Source organism: Candidatus Chloroploca sp. Khr17 (assembly GCF_004138165.1).
In the GTDB taxonomy this organism is placed as follows: Bacteria; Chloroflexota; Chloroflexia; order Chloroflexales; family Chloroflexaceae; genus Chloroploca.
Genome location: NZ_RYFF01000008.1, coordinates 17,807 through 38,028, shown reverse-complemented (window position 1 = coordinate 38,028; position 20,222 = coordinate 17,807). Strand labels below are relative to the sequence as shown.

Sequence of the window (20,222 nt, the reverse complement as noted above, 5' to 3'; positions counted from 1 at the left end):
ATGGCAGTCCAGGTCTGGATCGGCGAAAAGCCCGAACATCCCAATGAACGTCGCGTCATCATGGCGCTCGCCAATGCGCTCCATCAGATGGAGGGCCTCTATCTGATTCTGTCCAATTTCAGTGTGGGCGGGCGCACAATTGACCTGGTGATTATCAAGCACGATGCGATCTTTATTCTTGAATTGAAGCAGTGCGATGGCCGCGTCATTGGGAGTGTGAATGGCCCCTGGTTTGTCGAGGGGCGCAATGGCGAACGCAAACGACTCAATGCAGGGCGCAAAAATCCCTATAATCAGGTGATCTCCTATTTTCATGCCCTGACCAATTTCCTCAATGAACATCGGCGCGAATTTCTCTCGGGCCAGAAGGCCAATGGGATCGATTTTCGTACCTGTAAGCGGGCGGTCGTGATTGCCCCTGCCATCCAGGAAGGCTCGGAGATCGAGCTTGACTGGAAGGTTGAGCTCAAGGGCATGGATGAATTGCCGGCCTACCTGATCACCGAACGCTCTTCTGAGATTGAGTTGACGGAAGAAGAGATGCTGGCGATTCCCTCGTTGCTCCACTGTACGCCCTGGCACGAGATCAATACGGTGCTGCGCGGGCTCGTGCCGAGTACCGAGGCGATGCTTGACCCTGATGAACTTCCGGCAGAGGGGCTTGTTTTGGCCGAGCCGAGCACGGAGGCTGCAGCAGCCCCTGCGCTCATTGATGCGCCTGCCCCTGCGGGGCCGCCCGTGCCGTCAACGAGTCTGGTTGTCCAGGTCAGGCAGGCCCTTGGCACAACGACCGGGCGCATTGCGGCCGCAATGGCGGTGCTCGCCGTTCTCCTTGCGCTCGCGCTCGTCTTGCGACCGGTGCGTCCGGTGCCGCTCGCTGATGATCCGCCCGTCTTGATTGTGGCCGTGACTGGTGTGCCAACGGGTGATGCCCTCTTGATGCAAGCCACTGACCTTGATGGCTGCCTCTGGTCGAATGCTCAACTGGTGGGCAAGAGTTATGACCCGGCAACGCGGAGTTGGATCAGTGTGGCCGAGGGGGGCAGTGCAGCTTCTAATCCACCGGAAGTTATCATTGCGCTTGAACAGGTCTCGACGTGTGATGGGCAGATCACGCTCACCTGGAATGTGCAGAACAATTCGGATCGGCTGATCGAATTCCCGCTCGACAGTGATAACATCCATATCAGTGACAGTCTGGGCAACGAATATCTGCTCGACGAGACAGCCTCACGCCCACGCATGATCCAGGTTGCCCCGGGAGCCCAGGAACGCGGCATTGCCGTCGCCAAGCGCCCGCTCAGTAGCAGTGCGATGTCGTTGCGCATTCGGTTACAAGACAAACCCTTCGGTGAAGCGAGTTTTGTCGTCGCCGTGCAGTAACTACCGGCTCAAGCCGGCACTCCAGCATACCAGCAAACGGCATAAGACGCATACAGGCGAGTTTTGCTGGCCTGTATGCGTCTTATGCCGTTTGCTGGCGTTCCGCCACGCGACGGCGAAAGGTCTCAGAGACGGGAACTGTCGCACCGGTTTTGTAGTCGTAGGCAACCTGCACGGTTGTGCTGGTGGCAATAATGGTTTCGTCGCCTTCACGGGCAATCACATATTCGAGCACAAAGCTCTTGGTTCCAATCGAACTCACCCGCACACCAACGGCGAGGCGTTCACCAAAATAAGCCGGGGCCAGATACTTGATGGTCATTTCGGCCAGAATCAAGCCCATCTCTTCCAACTTGATCCCCATCAGATCGAGATAATACTGGATCCGAGCCGACTCGAGCCACGCGGCATAGACAACATTATTGACATGGCCCAGGGCATCAAGATCCCGAAAGTGGACTTCTTCCCAGTGAATATACGGAAACGAATGCAACGAACCTGGTACGACTGGCATGAGGCGCTCCTCCATAGGGTTCTTTTTTGGTATGGTACCATACTCTTCACGTGAGGGCTGTCGCCCTTGCCCCCACCTCATACCAGAGGATGCAACGCACGTTGCATCCTCTGGTATAATAACCACCAATTTAGCCGACAGCGTACCTACCTTCTCAGCCGTTCAGTGCGGTTTTCTCCTTGCACGAGGCGATGCATATGATCCAATCTCGAGGACTTATTTTTATCATTGATGATGATCTGACTCTCCAGACTATCCTTGAATATGCGTTGCGTAACGCTGGCTACGAGGTGATCCTGGCCCCCGATGGGCAGGAAGGGCTGCGTATGTTGGAGAATCTGACGCCGAGTCTGGTGATTAGTGACATTATGATGCCGAATATGGATGGCGTTGAGGTGTTTTATCACCTGAAAGAGCGCCTGCAAGATCAGGGCATTCCGATTATGATCATGACGGCGCTCAACCGTAAGCCCTGGTTTGCCGCGCTTGAGGCCGAGGGCGCCGTGATTATGCAGAAGCCTTTTGAGGTTGATCGCCTTGTTGATATGATCAACGTGACGCTAGATCAGGACTAGCAACGCTTTGCTTGCATTGCCCTCCGAAGGTAATGGCTCTGCTCGCAATACTCCGCGTGACGCCCCAAGCCGTCACGCGGAGTATCCGTGATCAGAAGTTCGCGGAAAATCTTTTGTCCGTGAAATGCGGGCGGAGTCGGGCGTAGGTTGCGTTCAGTTCTTCGGGGATGAGTTTGGTTGTGCCGACGATGGGCATAAAGTTGGTGTCACCATTCCAGCGCGGTACGATGTGCATATGCAGATGCTCGGCAATGCCCGCCCCCGCAATGCGCCCCAGGTTCATCCCTAGATTGAAGCCGTGTGGTTGATATTCGGCCTGAAGGATGGTGACGCACCAGCGCGTCAGATCAAAGAGCTCCTGGGCCGTGGCCGCATCAAGCCCAGCGAGATCGGCGGTATGCAGGTACGGAATGACCATCATATGCGCCGTATTGTAGGGATAGAGATTGAGCACAATAAAACATTGCCTGCCCCGATAGAGGATCAGATGCTCAGGATCGTGATCGGGCGGCGCATCGGCGATGGCGCAAAAGACACAGCCATCCTCGCTGATGGCCGGGTCGCGTTTGATGTAGTTCATGCGCCATGGGGTGAATTTCGTCTCCATATGGGTGCTCCTCGTTGAGCGTCACGATGTTCGTTTATCAACACCTGCAAGACGCAGGACAATAACGACGACAACGCCGCCAATGGTTAAGCCGATAATGATGAGGAAGGTCAGACCAATCAGCAAAGCCCACGGTGCCTGTTGCTGGATCTGTTCAAACCACGATAGCCCGTCTGTTTGGCTGGCTTGGGGCACCGACGCAGCCTGGTCAAACCGACTTGGTGGGGCCGTCTGCGGGCCGGGAACCATCGGCACCTCGCGTACCTGGGTGGGCAGGGTTGTCCGCCATGCGGCGTCGACTTCATCAACCGTCATGCCGATCACCTGGGTCAACGCGTCCTCAATCGGCGTTGCGGTGGCAAAGGCGGCAACCAGGGTGCGCATTGCCTCGGGGCCATGGACATCGAGCATGTACTCGACCATGTCACGGCTCTGGGCATACGACAGCGTTGCCTGCGCCGGGTCAGCTGGAAAACTCGCAGCCAGCGAGCTCAACGGGATCAGGCGACCCTCGATGGCCGCCTCCTCAACGAGTTCCTCCCAGCCGAGGTCGCGCTGGATCTGATTGTGGACGGCGAGTCCTTCATCGAACCAGACGGGAACCCCGCCATACGGATTACGGGTCGCCTGCGCCAGCACTTGATGCGACAGTTCGTGGGGAAGAATGCGCTCGACTTCGGCGGTATCGCCCGGCATAATGCCCCCGACAATCACCCCCAGGTCTGTCCAGGCGGCCCCGCCAACCCACTCGACCGAGTTGCGCTGGAGCGCTGAACGCATATCGCTATTTGAGGCATAGACATAGATGCGAACGGGCTGGTCGAGTTGCGCCCCGATCTCTTGCTCAAGCTGATCAAGCGTCTGGGTCGCGACCGTGATCAATTCCTCACCAAAGGCTGCGCCGCCTTCGTACCAGTAGACAATCACATTGCGCTCGCTGCGTTCAGACCATGGAAAGCGTTCGTCGTGATAGAGAAACGTCTCGACCGGGCTCGTCATCTCATTGCCGTCGGCATCACGCAGCACCCAGCGGTAGCTCATTTCGGTACCGGGCGGGAAGTAGGCGACCTCGGTATCGAGGCGATGTTGCAGGGTCACGCGCTGGCCGGGTGTGACGGGCAATTCGACCAGGGTGAGCCCATTGCTTCGCGCGGGGCCATACAAGAGTTGGGCCGCTACCAGCGGTGCCGCTGATGACTCGGCCGTGACCTCAAAGCTGATTGACGTGGGAAAAGCGGGTGTTGCCGTACTGGCTTCGACCCGGATGGTCTCGGTTGCACGCGCATACGCTGGTGCGGCACTCACCAGCAGGATGCTCAACAAAAGCATACGAAGAAGAAAATGCATTATGCCTCTGCAACATTCCAACGCAGATACGCCTCGATGAACGGATCGATTTGTCCATCGAGAACGGCCTGCACATTGCTTGTTTCGTGGTCGGTGCGATGGTCTTTGACGAGCGTCGAAGGATGCAAGTAATAGGTGCGCATCTGGCTCCCAAACGCTGCATCGCGATAGGCCCCGCGCAGACGGGCGCGTTCTTCGGCCTGGCGCTGCAGATCGCGTTCGAGCAGGCGCCCACGCAGCACGCGCAGGGCTGTTTCACGATTCTGGAGCTGCGAGCGCTCATTTTGACAAATGACGACGAGTCCGGTGGGTAGGTGGGTGAGGCGCACCGCCGAGTCGGTCGTATTGACACCCTGGCCGCCGTGTCCGCCGCTGCGAAAGACATCAACGCGCAGATCGTCAGGCTTGATGACGATCTCGGGCGCGTCATCAACCTCGGGCATCACCTCGATACGGGCAAACGACGTCTGGCGGGTATGGGCCGAATTAAAGGGCGAGAGGCGGATCAAGCGATGGACGCCGGCCTCGGCGCGGGCATAGCCATACGCATACGGCCCACGCACCTCAATGGTGGCGCTCTTGATCCCGGCCTCGTCACCGGGGCTCTCTTCCAGCAGATTCACCGTGAACCCACGTGCCTCGGCCCACCGCATATACATACGCAGCAACATCTCGGCCCAATCCTGGGCATCGGTGCCACCCATGCCGGCCTGGATCGAAAGAAAGGTATCGCCGTCATCATAAGGCCCGCTGAGCAGCAGCCCGAGTTCGAGACGGTCGAGTTCGGCCCGACTCGCCGCAACCTCGGTCGTCAGTTCCTCGTGGAGCGAGTCATCATCTTCAGCCGAGGCAAGCTCAATCAATTCATCAAGACTGGTTAGCCGCACCCCTATTGTCGTCCAGACGTCGACCTCATTTTTGAGGCGCGTCAGACGTTGCATCAAACCCTGAGCTTCCCGCGGATCATTCCAGAGCTCGGGATGCGCGGCGCGTACTTCAAGTTCTTCAATCTGGGCCTGTTTGCTAGCCAGGTCAAAGATGCCCCCGGATCAGCGCAAAGCGCTCACGGAGATCGGCCACTTCGGTTGCGAGATCGTACATTGTTACCCTCCCTGATGCATGTCACACTTCTTCCATGGTAGCACAGGAACAGGTGCAATGCTAGTGACGCCGCTAGCCCGTATTTTTCAAGCCCGCCGCAATGCCGTTGATTGACATAAGAATGGCCGTTTCAAGATCATCCTGCTCATCGTCGGGGGGATTGGCGCGGAGGCGACGCAGCACTTCGATCTGAATGTAGCTGAGCGGGTCAATATAGGGGTTGCGTTGCTGGATGGCGCGTTGCAAGACTGGTTGCGCATCGAGGGGGGCGTTGATCTGGGCAACGAGGCAGATCTGGCGGTTCGTGGTTGCATACTCGCGCTGAATGATGCTGTGAATGGCCTGGGCGAGTTTGTGGTCACTGACGAGGGCGGCGTAGCGACGGGCGATGTCCATATCGGCTTTGGTGATGATCAACTGGGCATTGTCGAGCAGGGTGGTAAAGAAGGGCCAGTGCTGATACATGTCGCGCAGCAATGTCAGGCGATCCTCGCCACCAGACGCAAAGGCGGCCAGCGCACTGCCCAGCCCATACCAACCCGGCAGCGTGTGCCGACTCTGCATCCAGCTAAAGACCCATGGAATAGCGCGGAGATCTTCGATCCGGTTGCTGTTGCGCCGCGAAGCTGGCCGTGAGCCAATCCGTAGGCGGCTGATCTCGGTAATGGGCGTAGCCGAGCGAAAATAGTCGTAAAAACGAGGATCATCGTAGATCAGACCCCGATAACCCTCGCGTCCTGCGGTCGCAATCGCCTCCATGACCGCGATCCAGATGGGTTCGGGTGGGCGCAGGACTTCGGCAAAACCAGCCCGCATCACCGCATTGACGACCTGTTCAAGGTGACGAGTCGCCGTTCGCGGATCGAGATAACGATCCGAAATCATTTCGCCCTGATCAGTCATTTTGATCTGGCCGCGCAAGGTTCCCGGCGGCTGAGCCATAATTGCTTGTCCGGCCGGACCGCCGCCGCGCCCGACGGCACCGCCGCGCCCGTGGAAGAGGCGCAGGCGCACGCCATAGCGGTCGGCGACCGCAGTCAGTTCGACCTGGGCGCGATAGAGCGCCCAGTTGGCGGCGACAAAGCCACCCTCTTTGTTGCTATCGGAATAGCCAAGCATCACCTCTTGGCACTGCCCGCGCAAACGCAGATGATCGCTGTAGACGGGCAGGGCCATCAAATCAGCGAAGAGCCGGGGGGCATATTCAAGATCGGCCCCTGTTTCAAAGAGGGGTACCACATTGAGGCGACTATAGACCCCGGGCCGGTACAGTCCGGCCTCGCGACAGAGCAGCAAGACGCCGAGCAGGTCGCTGACGCTGGCGGTGGTGCTGAGCACATAGGTATCGACGACCTCGCCGTCGAGTTGCTCGAGGATCGCGGCCAGCGTCCGCATCGTCTGGATCACCTCAGCCGTCTCGGGGGTATACCCCGTGAGCCGGGCCGGTGCCAGGGGGCGTGTACTCGCAATTTCGCTGGTCAAGAGCGCAATCTTGGCTTCTTCCTCCAGACTGGCATACTCAGCACAGATCCCGGCCCTGGCAAAGATTTCGGTGAGGGCACTGAGGTGACGTTCGCTGTGCTGTCTGATATCGAGCGTTGCCGTATGCAGGCGAAAGATTGCCACCGTAGCCATGACATCACGCAACATGCCATCGGCGACCAACTCGCCCCCATTGGCCCAGAGACTCGCATAGATAATGCGCAGATCATCAAGCAATTCAGCACTGCGATGATAGACCGTCGGTGGGGGCAAGGCAGGCGGATCGCTCGCCCACTGTAACTCGTGGTGCAACGTATGGGCAAGCGTATGTTCGAGGCGTGTGCGGATCAACTGGCAGAGGCGTCGGTAGGGTTCACGACTATGGTGCGGGCTAATCGTACCAGCTTCGGCGGGAAAGAGCCGGGTATAGTGAGCGATCCGCTCATCAACGCCCTGGCTCACACTCGTCTGGGTCAGTGATTGGCTCAATTCAGTAAAGAGCGCATCCATCTGACGGATGAGGTGCCTGAGCATCGAGGCCCGCATCCGGCGCACCGTATCAACCGTGACGCTAGAGGTCACAAACGGATTGCCATCGCGATCACCGCCCATCCAACTGCCAAAGCGGAGCAACGGCGGCAATGACCAGGGATGCTCAGGATAATGCTCGGCCAGCGCACGCGCCATGGCGCGATGGATCTGCGGCAACAGATCATAGAGCGTCGTCTGAAAATAGAAGAGCCCATTTTCGACCTCGTCCACGACCGACGGTTTATGCAAGCGGACATCGTCACTCTGCCAGAGGCCAATAATCTCGCGTTCGATGCGGGTAAGGATCGCCCCGCGCTCTTCAGGCGGCAACAGGCGTTCACCGAGACTCAGATCGAGCAACCCATCAAAAATCCGGCGGAGCTTGATCAGCGTCGTACGGCGCCGTGACTCGGTGGGGTGCGCCGTAAGCACAGGCATAATCAGCGCCCCATCGAGCCAGCGTTGCAGCGCCTCGGCGGTCACACCGTGCCCATGGAGCTCGGCGACGGCAGCGGCGATGCTCTCGGTGCGTGGTGCGGGTGCGGCGCGCAAGTCGCGTTCGCGGAGGACGCGGAGGCGTTCGACGGCCTCGGCGAGATTGACCAGCCCGAAGTAGAGGGTAAAGGCCTTCGTGAGCCCGTGCAATTCACTCACTGACAGGCTGGCGATGAGATCCTGCAATTCCTGGACGAGGCGTTCATCGCCCGAGGCGCGCAACTCTTTGGTCATCCGGCGCACCCGCTCTTCGAGGGCAAAGGCTGCGGCCCCGCTTTGATCGGTCAAAACACGCCCGAGCGCATTGCCGAGGGCGCGAATATTGCTGGAGAGCGGATCGCGTTGATCTGATGCGTGCGAGGGTTGAGCACTGGTCATAGAGGCAGACCCCTGAGCTATTCACCACCTTCAGCAACCATATCTTCGACGTGGGCATTATCATTAAAGCGCAGCAAGCGCCAGCCATTGCGCCCCATGCGCAACTCGGTGAGCGAGCCATTATCGAGCCACATACGGCCAAAATTGGCCAGATCGAGCCCAATCACATGGCAGAGCAACGCACGGATCGTGCCCCCGTGCGAAACCGCAACAACCACGTCATCGGGCTTATGCTGCTCCTGGATCTGCATAAGCGCCTGGAGCGCGCGTGCCTGGAGTTGCGCATAACTCTCGCCGCCGAGGCGCACGGTACGGGCGGGATCGCGCCTATACTCGGCCATATGATCAGGAAAGCGCCGATAGAGCTCCTCGGGCGTCAATCCTTCCCACTGACCAACATCAATCTCGCGCAACTGAGGCATTGCCACCGGTGTCTGCCCGATGACTGCGCCAATCAGTTCAGCACTCTCCCAGGCACGCGCGAGATCGCTACTATAGAGCGCCGTCGCCCCATAGCGAGCAACGCGATCCGCGGCACGCCGCGCCTGTTCGCGGCCACGTTCATTCAGGGGCACCTGACCCTGGCCCTGATATTGAAGGGTGACATTCCACGGCGTTTCGCCGTGGCGCACAAGAATCAGCCGCATGATATCGTCTCTCTTCTTGATCGTTTTGAGGCAACTTGAAAGCTTGGCTGGCAACGTGTGCCAGGATACCATCTTCGTTCGCATTGTGCAACCATACCTAGCGCTCCCAGCGAAGCTAGGCCTGACAGCCAGCGAAGCTGGCTGTCAGGCCTAGCATAAGAATCAGCCTCTAGGCTGATCTTGGATTAGTCAAAAATATGTTATAGTCATCCACGGGGCGGCGTGGCCCTTGTTTTGTTGTCGGTAGTAGCAAAAAGGGAAAGCGCATTTATGGCTCCGATCGTCACGTCGGCTCATGTGGCCCGCATTAGCCCCCCTGTGTGGCGGATTCTCTTGCACAGTGTGCTCTTTGGTCTCGCCCTGAACATTGCCGACCTGCTCTTCAATTTTTATCTGGTCAGCCTTGGCTATGGGCCTGATACGGCCGGGTTGCTCTCGACGGTCAGTCGTGGTGCAGGCATGCTCTTTGGCGTTCCGTTGGGGTTGCTGATTGATCGTGTTGGCGCCCAACGCGCAATTATTGCTGCGCTGGCGACCTATTGTTTCGGCTGGATCTTTATGTTGCAGGCAACGGCGCTCTGGGCGTTGATTGGGGCGCAGTTTGTCATCGGGGCTTCGTTCTTGATGGCGACGATGGCGGTAACGCCCCTGCTGGCGAGTGTGACCTTTGATCGCGAACGGACGAATGCGTTTGGCCTGAATGCCTCGGCTACGTTGATGATCGGATTAGTAGGCAGTATCCTCGGTGGAATGTTGCCCACTCTGGCGGCGGGCTTCCTTGGGGTGGGGCCACAGGAGACGGCTGCGTACCGGCTCGCCCTGAGTGTGGTCATCGGCTTGAGTCTGCTTGCGATGTTGCCCCTGTTGCGCCCACTGCCGCTTGCCCGGGAACGTCACGAAAGTGGCCTTGATGCGCCGATTGCGCCGCCTTTGCCCTTGCGCAGGTTGCTGCGGTTTGCGCTGGCGGGCCTGTTCCTTGGCATTGGGGGCGGGATGATTCTGCCGTTTCAGAACCTCTTCTTTCGTACGCAGTTTGGGTTGAACGATGCAGCGGTCGGGGTGGTGCTTGCGGTGGTCGCGCTCGGGATGGGCATTGGGGCCTTGCTTGGCCCGCCGGTGACCAAGCGCATCGGCTTGCGACGTGGGGCAGCACTGTTGCGGATGTGGGCGATTGCCGGCATGCTGATGATGCTTGCCCCGGCGCTGCTCTTTGCGGTCGTCGGTTTCTTTTTGCGCGGGCTCTTTATTTCGGCCAGTTTCCCGATGAATGACGCCCTAGTGATGCGCTACACGCCAATCAACCAGCGCGGCATGGCGGCGAGTTTGCTCAATGTGTTGTGGGCGGGAGGATGGGCGCTTGCGGCGGTGATCAGCGGGTTCATCCAGGTGCAATGGGGCTTTACCCCGATCATCATCCTGACGGTGTTGGCCTATCTGCTCTCGGGGGTGACGATCCTGACGTTGCGGATTCCCGACGAGGATGGATAAAGGTTTTCGCACCTGTCTGGGGGCGCGGACTCCTCCAGGTAGGCGCGAAAACCCGAGCAACTATACGCGTGGCTTGGCGAACGAGACGCGCACCGGCTTGCCGCGAAGGCTGACGCCTCCGAGACCGCGGACGACGCGGGCCGCATGTTCGCTTGGCACTTCGACGAAGGCGAACCGGTCGTAGATGTCAATTGAGCCGATCTGCCGTCCAGGAATGCCAACCTCATTGGCGATGGCACCAACGATATCGGCCGGTCGAACACGATCAAGCCTACCGACATCAAGAAAGAGCCTGGTCATGCCTGGTTCGGTACCGGCCCCATCACCCTCGACCGACACCAGCGTATCTTCCTGTTCGGCCTCGTTGAGGAGCAACTTGAATGCAGCGGCGGCAAGGTCGGTCACTTCGTGGCTCTCGGCCATCTCTTCGACCATCAGCACATAGGGGTCGAGGCTGCCAGCGGCGAGCACCTCGCGCAGCGCCTCGCGGAAAGCCTCGCGACGGCGTGCGGCAACATCGGCCAGCGAGGGCAACTTCATCCGCTGAATGCGGGAACGGGTTGTCCGTTCAATGGTCTGGATCTGGCGGCGTTCACGCGGGGTGATCAGCGAAATTGCGAGCCCGGTGCGTCCGGCGCGCCCGGTACGCCCGATGCGATGGACATAACTCTCGGGGTCACCGGGGACATCGTAATTAATCACGTGGGTGACATCGGCAATATCGAGCCCACGGGCGGCCACATCGGTGGCGACGAGCAACTCAGCCTGGCCCTCACGAAACCGCTTCATCACCCGCTCACGCATCGCTTGGCTCAAATCACCGTGGATGACCTCAGCCAGATACCCACGGCCCTGAAGACTCTCGCCCAGGTGGTCGGCCTCGGCGCGGGTGCGACAGAAGATCATCGCCGAACCGGGCGTTTCCACATCAAGCACCCGACAGAGTGCATCAAGCTTTTCGCGGGGCAAGACCTCGTAGTAGACCTGCTTGGTACGCGGGGCGGTCAGGCTTTCGCTGACGACACTGATACGTTGCGGGTCACGGGTATAGCGCATGGCGAGATCGAGCACACTGGAGGGCATCGTTGCAGAAAAGAGGGCCGTCTGGCGTTCGGCAGGGGTCTGCTGTAAAATATATTCAATATCTTCGGCAAAACCCATATCGAGCATCTCATCAGCCTCATCAAGCACAACGACACTGATGTGATCAAACGCCAGGGTGCCACGGCGCATATGATCCATAATGCGTCCGGGGGTACCAACGATCACCTGGACGCCGCGACTGAGGGCCCGCAACTGGCGTTCGATGGGTTGACCGCCATAGACTGGTGCTACGCGAACCTCGGCATGCTTCCCGTAGCGGAAGAAAGCCTCGGCGACCTGCATCGCCAGTTCACGGGTCGGGGTCAGAACAAGCGCCTGGGGTACTTTTTCGGGCTTGAGCCGGGCAATAATTGGCAGGGCAAAGGCGGCTGTTTTGCCTGTTCCCGTTTGTGCGTGGGCAATCACATCACGCCCCGTCAACACGACGGGGATGGCCTGTTCTTGAATGGGGGTCGGCTCATCATAGCCGAGCTCGTGGATGGCGGTGAGTTGTTCTTCACTCAGCCCAAGGTCACTGAAGATAGCCATAACTTGTATATGTCCTGTAGAAGTGCAGTTTCATGACAAGAAACCAGGCTTTGCTGCACTGGCATAGACTGCTATTATACCATTAGGTGATGATTCGTGGGGCGTAGCCGCACGAATCATCACCTAATGGTAAACAGTACAGGTGTGCATGTTTGAGGGGCAATGCAAAACGCCTGACTGATGGACTATAGAATTTGGTGACGACAATGTGGTATGCTGTAAAGGAGCGCTCGTTAATTCGTATGTAGAGTTACGTATGACACGTCCAACCCAGATTTTAATCGCAGACGACGATCCTTCCATTTTGCTCTTACTTCGTGAGACGTTGCAGGATGCGGGATATGAAGTTCGTACTGCCAGTGATGGGGATGAACTGGTACGCATGGCTCAAGACGAGCCTCCTGATCTCATGCTCATTGATTTAATGATGCCGTTAATGGATGGCTTTGAAGCGATTCGACAGTTGCGCAATGATACGCGCACGTCGCATCTGCCAATGCTTATTTTGACCGCGCGGAGTACCTCTTCCGAAGTGGTTGTTGGCTTTGACTCGGGCGCTGATGATTATATTGTCAAGCCGTATGATCTTGAAATTCTGTTAGCCCGGATTCGCAGACATTTGCAGCGGGCGGCCACGTTGCCGGTGCATAACCCCCTGACTGGTCTGCCAGGCAATATTTTGTTAATCGCCGAGTTGGAACGGCAAATGCAACAGGGTATTGCGTTTGCTTTGGTCTATGTTGATCTTGATAACTTCAAGGCCTTCAATGATGCCTATGGCTTTGCCCGTGGTGATCGTGCGATCCATCTGCTCGCCAGCGTCTTAACCGAAGTTGCGCCTCACGAAGACTTTCTTGGCCATATTGGTGGTGACGATTTTGCGTTGATCCACTATGGTGGGCGCGAAGAAGATTTGTGCCAGCGCATTATTGATGCCTTTGATGCGCGTGTCCGTGAATTGTATGATGCGGTCGACTTGCAACGGGGCTATTTACGTAGTGTTGACCGTCACGGGGTTCCTCGTCAATTTGGGATGCTCAGCCTTTCGATCGCGGTGGTCAATAATAGTGGTCATCGCTTTGCGAGCGTTGATGCGATGAGCAGAGTTGCGGCCGAGTTGAAACATGCGGCCAAGCATATGTCGGGTAATAGTTATGTGATTGATCAGCGGGTTGCGCATCAGGCGGCCTCTCCCGAGCGCCGTGGTGGGCGTCGGCCTGCCGCACTTTTGATCTGTGGGCGCGAGTTGCTCCGTGGTTCGGTAAGCACCAGCCTGCGTCATCAAGGCTATCGCCCGTTGATCGCCGCCGATGCGATTGCGGCTCAGGGTTTGCTGGCGCGCACGCCTGACCCTGTCTTGATGGTTGCCGATATGGCTGACGAGCAAGCCTGGGCAGTCTGGAAGCAGTGCCCGGAAGGGACGCCCTTGATTGCGCTTGTCTTTCATCAGGCTGAGGCACAGGAGGCTTTGGCCCGTGGGGCCATCGTAACGCTTGAGATGAATGATAATCTGGTCGAGTTTACCGATCAGCTTATGCTCTATCTCCCTCCAGCAACGGTACGCGACCCTAGTTCCGGCACGAGCATGATGTTTCAAGCGTTGACCGAGCGCAACCGTGATCTTGAGCGCGAGGCCAACGAGGATGGCCTCACGTTACTGGCGAATCATTGGTATGCCAATCGCCGTGGCCTCGAGTTCCTTGCGCAGATGCATCGGCAAGGCCGGTTGCTGACGGTGATTATGGCCGATCTTGACCATTTTAAACAGGTCAACGATCAGTGGGGGCATCTGGTGGGCAATGCGGTCTTGCGCGCCGTGGCCGATATTATGCGCGATGCTTCGCAGCCGTCTGATCTTGTGGCGCGCTATGGCGGTGAAGAATTCTTGCTTTTGCTGCCCGATACGTCACTTGAAGATGGTTGTGCCTGCGCGGAAGAGATTCGGGTTGCCGTCGAAGCGTACAACTGGCAGGCGCTGCATCCGCAGATGAACATCACAGTGAGCCTGGGGGTCGTTGAGGCGTCGGCGTGGTTGAATATCACGTTGCCCTCGCCCGAGCGGCAAGATGACGATCATACCCTTGATGCGGCCATGCTTGAGGACGAACTCGAGCAGGTCATTGCCGAGGCCGATCGTCGTTTGCATCTGGCGAAGGCTGGCGGACGCAATTGCGTGGTCTGTACGGAAGCTTAGGCTTCGTACTCACCCAGACGTCGCGTGGCATAGGTCAAGGCCCGTGCATTTGCCCCCGTATCCTGTCCTGTTGTTGCAAGCATTGTCGCTTCGTGGCGGCATGCCTCGGCCAGGTCGGTTTCACCGAGATCCGCAAAGCGTCGGGCGGCGGCATGCAAGAGTTGGGCGGCCCCATGGTAATCTGCGGTCATGATCGCTGCGGCAGCGCGACGTTGCAAGCGCACGGCACTGGCACGTCCAGCCGCATCAAGGATGGCCGGGGGCTGCAACCGACCGGCATAATGCCCAATCAGATTGGTTGCCACACGAGCGTTGCCACTCTGGGCGGTAAGCGTTGCGAGCCGTACTCGCGCACCTTCAGTGGGTGGGTGGGGCGGCGCTGGTGGCGCAACGAGTTCGAGCAGCAAGCGCACAGGTCGCCCACGTTCAAGATCGCCAAGACGGATCAGAAGGTGCCGTTTGACCGGATCTTCTTCCCACTCCAGGGGTGCCAGGCTCGGACTGAGACGCGTCACATAGCGCAAAGCGCACCCACGAGGCAGATGGGTCAAGGTGAGTTGCAGTGAGCGAGCGACGACCTGGCGGGCGGCTTCCAATTCAGCCGCCACGGCAGCGGGAATAGCGTTGGCCTGGCGCACATAGACTGCCCGACCGCCGCTGAGATCGGCGATACGGGTCAGCAGTTCATCCTGAAACTCGCCACCGAGCCCAAGGGTACTGACACTGATACCACGGGCGGCCGCCTCGCGAGCAAGGGTTACGCACGCCTCGCCATCACGGGTGAAGCCATCGGTCAAGAGCATCATCCGGCTTACGCCATCGTGATGTTGCCCAATCTGGGCAAGGGCGAGGCGCATACCGGCGGCCAGATCGGTTGTTTCGCCGGGATCAAGGCTAGCAAGCCGCGAGGCCCCTGCAAGAAGGGAAGCGCGTTCGGCCCCATTGGTTGCCACGAGCAGCAGCGCTTGCTCGTGGCAAGCAACCAGGGCGATCTGGTCGGCCTGATCCAGCCGTTCAACAATGCTATGCAGGGCGCGCACCGTATGATCGAGGGCACTCGGGGCTGAGGCACGGATCGTTTCAGGTACGGGCGTCGTCAATTGCCAGACAGGCACCCCATCAACGAGAACTTCTTCGGCCCCGCCGGCCCGCACCAGATCGCGGAACTGGGCCTCACTCACAATCGGGATGCGCATCGAACGACTGGCATCGGCCACGACGGCCCAGTTGACCGGCATAGCGGCACCACCTGTATCAGCCGCAATCGTCACGATCGCATAGCCAACCTGCACCCCGGTGGAAGGGTGCAGGGGCATTTCAGGTGGGAGGATGTGGATGTTTACGCTCACGCGTTCATTATAGCGTAGCTTGTTCTGCACGACAAAACGCCAACTGTGTTGGCGTTTTGTCGTGCGACCTCATAGTTTGCGGGGTTAATATTTAGGCCCCGAGGCTGGTGAAAAGGCGATCAAGTGAATAACCAATCGCTGTGACAGTGCCAAGGGTGAACAGCACAGCCAATGTTCTGGCGGCACGTTCCGAAAGATTTCCGAAAATGCCACGGGTCTCCAGGGTTTCGTTGCGCCGACTTGCCTGCTGCATGCTGCGTGAATTTGTTGCTTCCATCGTCATTATGTCCTTCGCTCTACACGTGGCTAAAACTGGAATAAAGCTTTGCATCTACACATGAGTATAGCGAAGTGTGGTTGTCTCAGCGAGAGGAGTTTGCCATGAACAGGGGGGGAAAACTTCCTGATATTGTGTTCGTAGTGGGACTTAGCTAAGTTCGATCCCCGGAGCGGCGACGACCTCGCCAATGGCGTAGCATGGTTCGCCGTGCGCCGCACAAGCGGCTTGGAGTTGGGCGGCGGCAGCGGGAGGCAGGGCGATCAGCAGGCCGCCCGAAGTCTGTGGGTCAAAGAGGATCAGGCGGATCGCTTCTTCGATCGAGGGGCTGTAGTGTAGATAGTCTTCACTTTCGAGGTACTCGCGGTTACGCCGTAAGCCACCGGGGACATACCCCTGGCGTGCGGCTTCGAGGGCACCGGGGAGCAGGGGGAGATGCGCCGTTTCGATGCGCAGGCCAACCGCGCTACGCCGAGCGATTTCGGCGGCGTGCCCAAGCAAGCCGTAGCCAGTAATATCGGTCGCGGCGTGGACTTCAACCGGGGCACTCAATTCAGCGGCACGGCGATTGAGCCGAAGCATACTAGCAACGGCGGCTGCGAGGTGCTCGGCTGGAGCGGCCCCGCGTTTCAGCGCAGTCGTAATCAGACCGGTGCCGAGCGGTTTGGTCAACAAGAGGCGGTCGCCCGGGCGTGCGCCGACTTTCGCGGTAATGCGCGCTGGATCAACGAGACCAGTGACACAGAGACCATATTTTGGCTCGCGGTCAACCACGGTATGCCCACCCGCAACCACGGCGCCTGCCTCGGCAGCCTTATCGGCCCCGCCTTGCAAGATCGCTGCGGCGATCGCCGGGTCGAGATCGTCGGGGAAGGCCGCAATGGCGAGGGCAAGGATCGGACGACCGCCCATCGCATAGATATCACTGAGTGCATTGGCCGCCGCGATGGCCCCGAAGGTGTAGGGGTCGTCAACAATTGGCGGAAAAAAGTCAACCGTCTGGACAAGCGCCGTCTGCGCATCGAGTTGATAGACGGCCGCGTCGTCACTCACGGCCAGCCCGATCAGCAGATTGGAGCTTGTTGGCAGTTGCAGGGTTGCTAATAGTTTGGCAAGGGCACCCGGCCCCAACTTTGACGCTCAGCCAGCGCTGCTTGCCAGACTGGTGAGGCGTATCTGCTCACGCTGATCCACGGGCTATCTCCGATAGGGTCAAGACAAATAAGGCTGATCCGTGTTGACGCAAAGGCGCAAAGGCGCAAAGCTACGCATAGAGACAGATCATATCTTAGCGTCTTTGCGCCTTTGCGTCAAAAAACGAACGCCGGTGCATGGGCATGCCGTCAGGCGAGATGATTATCGAGTTGCTGCACGAGGCTTTCAAAGAGATCGCTCTCGGTGATGATGCCAATGACGCGACCTTGATCATCAACGACTGGCAAGCCCCCGATCTTATTTTCAATCATCAGCATCGCGGCTTCGCGTATGCCTGTTTCGGGGGTGATGGCGATCGGATTTTCGGTCATAATCTCATACACTTTGACATGGCGCAAGGCGTGCGCAATATCGAGGGGATCAAGCCCGGCGACGCGCATGACATCGGCACCGCGAATATCGCCCTGGGTGATCATACCACGAAGTTCGCCGGTATCAACCACCACGGGTAGGCGCCGTACATCGTGCTCGCGCATCAAGGCAAGGGCATCGCTGAGTGGTGCGGCAATGTTGAGGGTGATGGCCGGTGTTCGCATATAATAGCGTACTTCGTATTCGGCTGGAACGTGGTGAGATGCGTTTTTGGTTGTTGTATAACCCATAGCGTGCCTCCTTTGGCTCGCGGCAGTCTGCCAAGGTCTCCACCATAATGGTTGACATGAACTGTGCATCTCATGGTAGCCTGGATCGCTTTGGTTGCAGGGCAAGATGTGCATACGTGGGGTAATAATTTGTCAACCCGAGGTGTCATGGGGGTGGTGAGATATGGTATGATGCGGCAGATGTCGGACTGCGCTCGCTTCAAAGATTGGTCAGGATACGTTTTGGTGAAATTTCGGTCTCTTCTGCGACAATGGCTTGCGCTGCTTGCGGTGCTGCTCCTTGCGGCTGGTTGTACGACGCCCGCTGAGGAGACGGTGCTTGCGCAGCCGCCTACCGTGCTTGCTGCTCCTTCTGTTGTCGTATCGCCAAGGCCAAGCCCCGAGTCTGCTCTGTTGACCCTGCCCGATGCCGGGCCGATCAATCGGACGGCCCAGGTGCTGCCTGATGCGATCCGCCGCAGCGGTGCACCAGTGGTCGAGGTGGTGGTCGTGACGACGTATGCCCATGATCCCGAGGCGTTTACGCAGGGGTTGGTCTACCACGGTGACGACCGTTTCTATGAGAGTACGGGGCTGTATGGGGCTTCGACCTTGCGTGAAGTTGCCCTTGATGGGACGCAGGTGCGCGAGCCGCATATGCTTGAGTCAAACTATTTTGCCGAGGGGCTTGCGCTTGTGGGCGACCTGATCTTCCAGTTGACCTGGCAAGAGCGCACCGGTTTTGTCTATGACCGCGCTGATTTTCGTGAACTCGATCGCTTTCGCTATCCTCCTCAGGGCCGACCTCTTCCGATAGAGGGGTGGGGCCTGACCTTTGATGGGACGCATCTGATCATGAGCGATGGTACGGCCAATCTCTATGTTATTGACCCCGAGGCAACCTTGCAGACGGGTGAACTCACGGTGGTTGATCAAGTTGAGGTCTATGATCGCCTTGGTCTGGTGCCACGCCTCAATGAACTCGAATATATTGAAGGCGATGTGTATGCCAATATCTGGTTTTCTGATCTGATCGCACGGATCGATCCGAAGACCGGTCAGGTCAAAGCGTACCTTGACCTCAGCGAGCTGCGCGACCTGTTGCCCGCGAATCCTCCGGGCCTGCGCCCGCCCGAAGTGTTGAATGGCATCGCCTATGATGCCGAAGGCAAGCGCCTCTTTGTGACGGGGAAACTCTGGCCGCAACTGTTCCAGATCGAGCCGTTGTGGCGTGTCCATATGCCGTATGTGCAGAGTCGTTTAGATGGGAGTTTGTAGGTTGCCGTATGAAGATTGAGCAGATTGAGCTTCGGCGGATTGCGTTACCGTATGTGGCCCCTTTTGAGACGAGTGGCTGGCGTGAATTGGCGAGCCATGCGTTGCTGGTGCGGGTGGAGGCAGATGGCATCGTCGGGTGGGGCGAGTCGCCAGTCGGAACTGGCCCCTGGTATAACGAGGAGACCAGCAGTACCGCGTGGGTGATGGCCCAAGAGCATCTGGCCCCGATGTTGCTGGCGGCCGAGTTGACGCGGCCCGAGGATGTGGCAGCGGTCTATGCACGGGTGCGGGGCAATCGGATGGCCTGTGCTGGATTTGAGTTTGCGGTGTGGGATCTCTTTGGGCGGGCCACCGGGCAGAGCCTGCGGGCGATGCTGGGGGGGCAACGTGAGCGCGTCGAGGTGGGGGTCAGTGTGGGGGTGCAACCCGATCTTGATACGCTGCTGCGCGTGGTCGGCGACTATGTTGCGGCGGGCTATCAGCGGGTCAAGCTGAAGATCAAGCCGGGTTGGGATCTTGAGCCGACGCGGCTTGTGCGTGAGACCTGGCCTGATCTACGGTTGCAAGTTGATGCGAATAGCATCTATACGCTTGATCACGCGGCGCATCTGGCGAAACTCGATGCGTACGATCTGCTCTTGATCGAGCAACCCCTGGCCCACGATGACATCCTTGATCATGCCAAGTTGCAACGCATCGTGCAGACGCCAATCTGTCTTGATGAGAGCATTGTTTCGCCTGATCACGCCCGCTGGGCGCTTGAGTTGCGGGCGTGTGGGGTCATCAATATCAAGCCGAGTCGGGTGGGTGGCTTGCACGCAGCGCGTCAGATTCACGACATGGCGGCAGCGGCCGGCGTGCCGGTCTGGTGTGGCGGCATGCTCGAAACGGGCATTGGCCGGGCGGCGAATGTGGCCCTGGCGAGCCTGCCGAACTTCACCTTGCCGGGTGACATCAGTGCCAGTGCGCGCTACTTTGCCCGTGATATTGTCACCAATCCCTTTGTGCTCAATGCAGATAGCACCCTGACGGTACCTGATCGTCCAGGAACTGGGGCTGACATTGATGTGGATTTTCTTGACCAAGTCACGGTAGAAAAGGTGGTGCTTCGTGGCACGGTGGCGGGCTGACGCCTGCCACCGTGCCAC

The 20,222-nt window shown here is 58.6% G+C and carries 17 protein-coding genes; 6 read left to right on the top strand and 11 right to left on the bottom strand.

Going from position 1 to position 20,222, the window contains the following annotated elements; translation table 11 throughout:
- Positions 1-1,383: a nuclease-related domain-containing protein gene (locus EKD05_RS06925; protein WP_129671716.1), complete on the top strand. Its 1,383-nt coding sequence runs from the start codon at positions 1-3 to the stop codon at positions 1,381-1,383.
- An 82-nt stretch (positions 1,384-1,465) separates the two neighbouring features.
- Here the strand turns inward: EKD05_RS06925 and EKD05_RS06920 are convergent, their stop codons facing one another.
- Positions 1,466-1,897, bottom strand: a complete 432-nt coding sequence (locus tag EKD05_RS06920) for a thioesterase family protein (protein ID WP_129671715.1) — start codon at positions 1,895-1,897, stop codon at positions 1,466-1,468.
- A 197-nt stretch (positions 1,898-2,094) separates the two neighbouring features.
- Between EKD05_RS06920 and EKD05_RS06915 the strand changes: the two genes are divergently transcribed.
- Entirely contained in the window at positions 2,095-2,472 is a 378-nt protein-coding gene (locus EKD05_RS06915; RefSeq protein WP_129671714.1) for a response regulator, read from the top strand.
- 91 nt (positions 2,473-2,563) lie between these two features.
- Here the strand turns inward: EKD05_RS06915 and EKD05_RS06910 are convergent, their stop codons facing one another.
- The 5 genes from EKD05_RS06910 to EKD05_RS06890 form a co-directional block, all read right to left on the bottom strand.
- Positions 2,564-3,079, bottom strand: coding sequence for an HIT domain-containing protein (locus EKD05_RS06910; RefSeq protein WP_129671713.1), 516 nt, complete (start codon positions 3,077-3,079; stop codon positions 2,564-2,566).
- A 21-nt stretch (positions 3,080-3,100) separates the two neighbouring features.
- Complete coding sequence (locus tag EKD05_RS06905; RefSeq protein ID WP_129671712.1) at positions 3,101-4,426, bottom strand: peptidase MA family metallohydrolase; 1,326 nt, start codon at positions 4,424-4,426, stop codon at positions 3,101-3,103.
- Positions 4,426-5,527, bottom strand: a protein-coding gene (gene prfB, locus EKD05_RS06900) for a peptide chain release factor 2 (RefSeq protein WP_240695669.1) whose coding sequence is annotated in 2 segments (ribosomal slippage) — positions 4,426-5,460 and positions 5,462-5,527 — 1,101 coding nt in all. Because the reading frame shifts where the segments join, the coding sequence is not laid out codon by codon here. Before prfB ends, EKD05_RS06905 begins: the two co-directional genes overlap by 1 nt.
- A gap of 72 nt (positions 5,528-5,599) precedes the next feature.
- On the bottom strand, positions 5,600-8,413 hold the full coding sequence (ppc, locus tag EKD05_RS06895; RefSeq protein WP_129671710.1) for a phosphoenolpyruvate carboxylase: 2,814 nt from the start codon (positions 8,411-8,413) through the stop codon (positions 5,600-5,602).
- A 17-nt stretch (positions 8,414-8,430) separates the two neighbouring features.
- The gene (locus tag EKD05_RS06890; protein ID WP_129671709.1) at positions 8,431-9,060 is read right to left on the bottom strand and encodes a histidine phosphatase family protein; all 630 of its coding nucleotides are present in this window, start codon (positions 9,058-9,060) and stop codon (positions 8,431-8,433) included.
- A gap of 270 nt (positions 9,061-9,330) precedes the next feature.
- On the opposite strand from EKD05_RS06890, the gene EKD05_RS06885 reads away from it, so the two are divergent.
- A complete protein-coding gene (locus EKD05_RS06885) occupies positions 9,331-10,548 on the top strand; it encodes an MFS transporter (RefSeq protein WP_129671708.1) in 1,218 nt (405 codons plus the stop codon).
- A gap of 60 nt (positions 10,549-10,608) precedes the next feature.
- Here EKD05_RS06885 and EKD05_RS06880 read toward each other — a convergent pair whose 3' ends face one another.
- The gene (locus EKD05_RS06880; protein ID WP_129671707.1) at positions 10,609-12,180 is read right to left on the bottom strand and encodes a DEAD/DEAH box helicase; all 1,572 of its coding nucleotides are present in this window, start codon (positions 12,178-12,180) and stop codon (positions 10,609-10,611) included.
- A gap of 256 nt (positions 12,181-12,436) precedes the next feature.
- Here EKD05_RS06880 and EKD05_RS06875 point away from each other — a divergent pair, with 256 nt between their 5' ends.
- Entirely contained in the window at positions 12,437-14,374 is a 1,938-nt protein-coding gene (locus tag EKD05_RS06875) for a diguanylate cyclase (RefSeq protein WP_129671706.1), read from the top strand.
- Here the strand turns inward: EKD05_RS06875 and EKD05_RS06870 are convergent.
- From EKD05_RS06870 to EKD05_RS06855, 4 genes are all read right to left on the bottom strand, one after another.
- Positions 14,371-15,723 carry a VWA domain-containing protein gene (locus tag EKD05_RS06870; RefSeq protein WP_240695668.1) on the bottom strand — a complete coding sequence of 451 codons (1,353 nt, stop codon included), beginning with the start codon at positions 15,721-15,723 and terminating at the stop codon, positions 14,371-14,373. The two genes, EKD05_RS06875 and EKD05_RS06870, sit on opposite strands and share 4 nt — an antisense overlap.
- A 91-nt stretch (positions 15,724-15,814) precedes the next feature.
- Positions 15,815-16,006 carry a hypothetical protein gene (locus EKD05_RS06865; RefSeq protein ID WP_129671705.1) on the bottom strand — a complete coding sequence of 64 codons (192 nt, stop codon included), beginning with the start codon at positions 16,004-16,006 and terminating at the stop codon, positions 15,815-15,817.
- Positions 16,007-16,150: 144 nt separating this feature from the next.
- Positions 16,151-17,194 (bottom strand): selenide, water dikinase SelD, encoded by a 1,044-nt coding sequence (gene selD, locus EKD05_RS06860; protein WP_129671704.1) that lies wholly within the window; start codon positions 17,192-17,194, stop codon positions 16,151-16,153.
- Positions 17,195-17,343: 149 nt separating this feature from the next.
- Entirely contained in the window at positions 17,344-17,817 is a 474-nt protein-coding gene (locus EKD05_RS06855; RefSeq protein ID WP_129671703.1) for a CBS domain-containing protein, read from the bottom strand.
- Between the two features lie 225 nt (positions 17,818-18,042).
- Here EKD05_RS06855 and EKD05_RS06850 point away from each other — a divergent pair, with 225 nt between their 5' ends.
- Entirely contained in the window at positions 18,043-19,074 is a 1,032-nt protein-coding gene (locus tag EKD05_RS06850; protein WP_240695667.1) for a glutaminyl-peptide cyclotransferase, read from the top strand.
- Between the two features lie 8 nt (positions 19,075-19,082).
- Positions 19,083-20,204 (top strand): o-succinylbenzoate synthase, encoded by a 1,122-nt coding sequence (gene menC / locus EKD05_RS06845; RefSeq protein WP_129671702.1) that lies wholly within the window; start codon positions 19,083-19,085, stop codon positions 20,202-20,204.
- Positions 20,205-20,222: the final 18 nt, after the last annotated feature.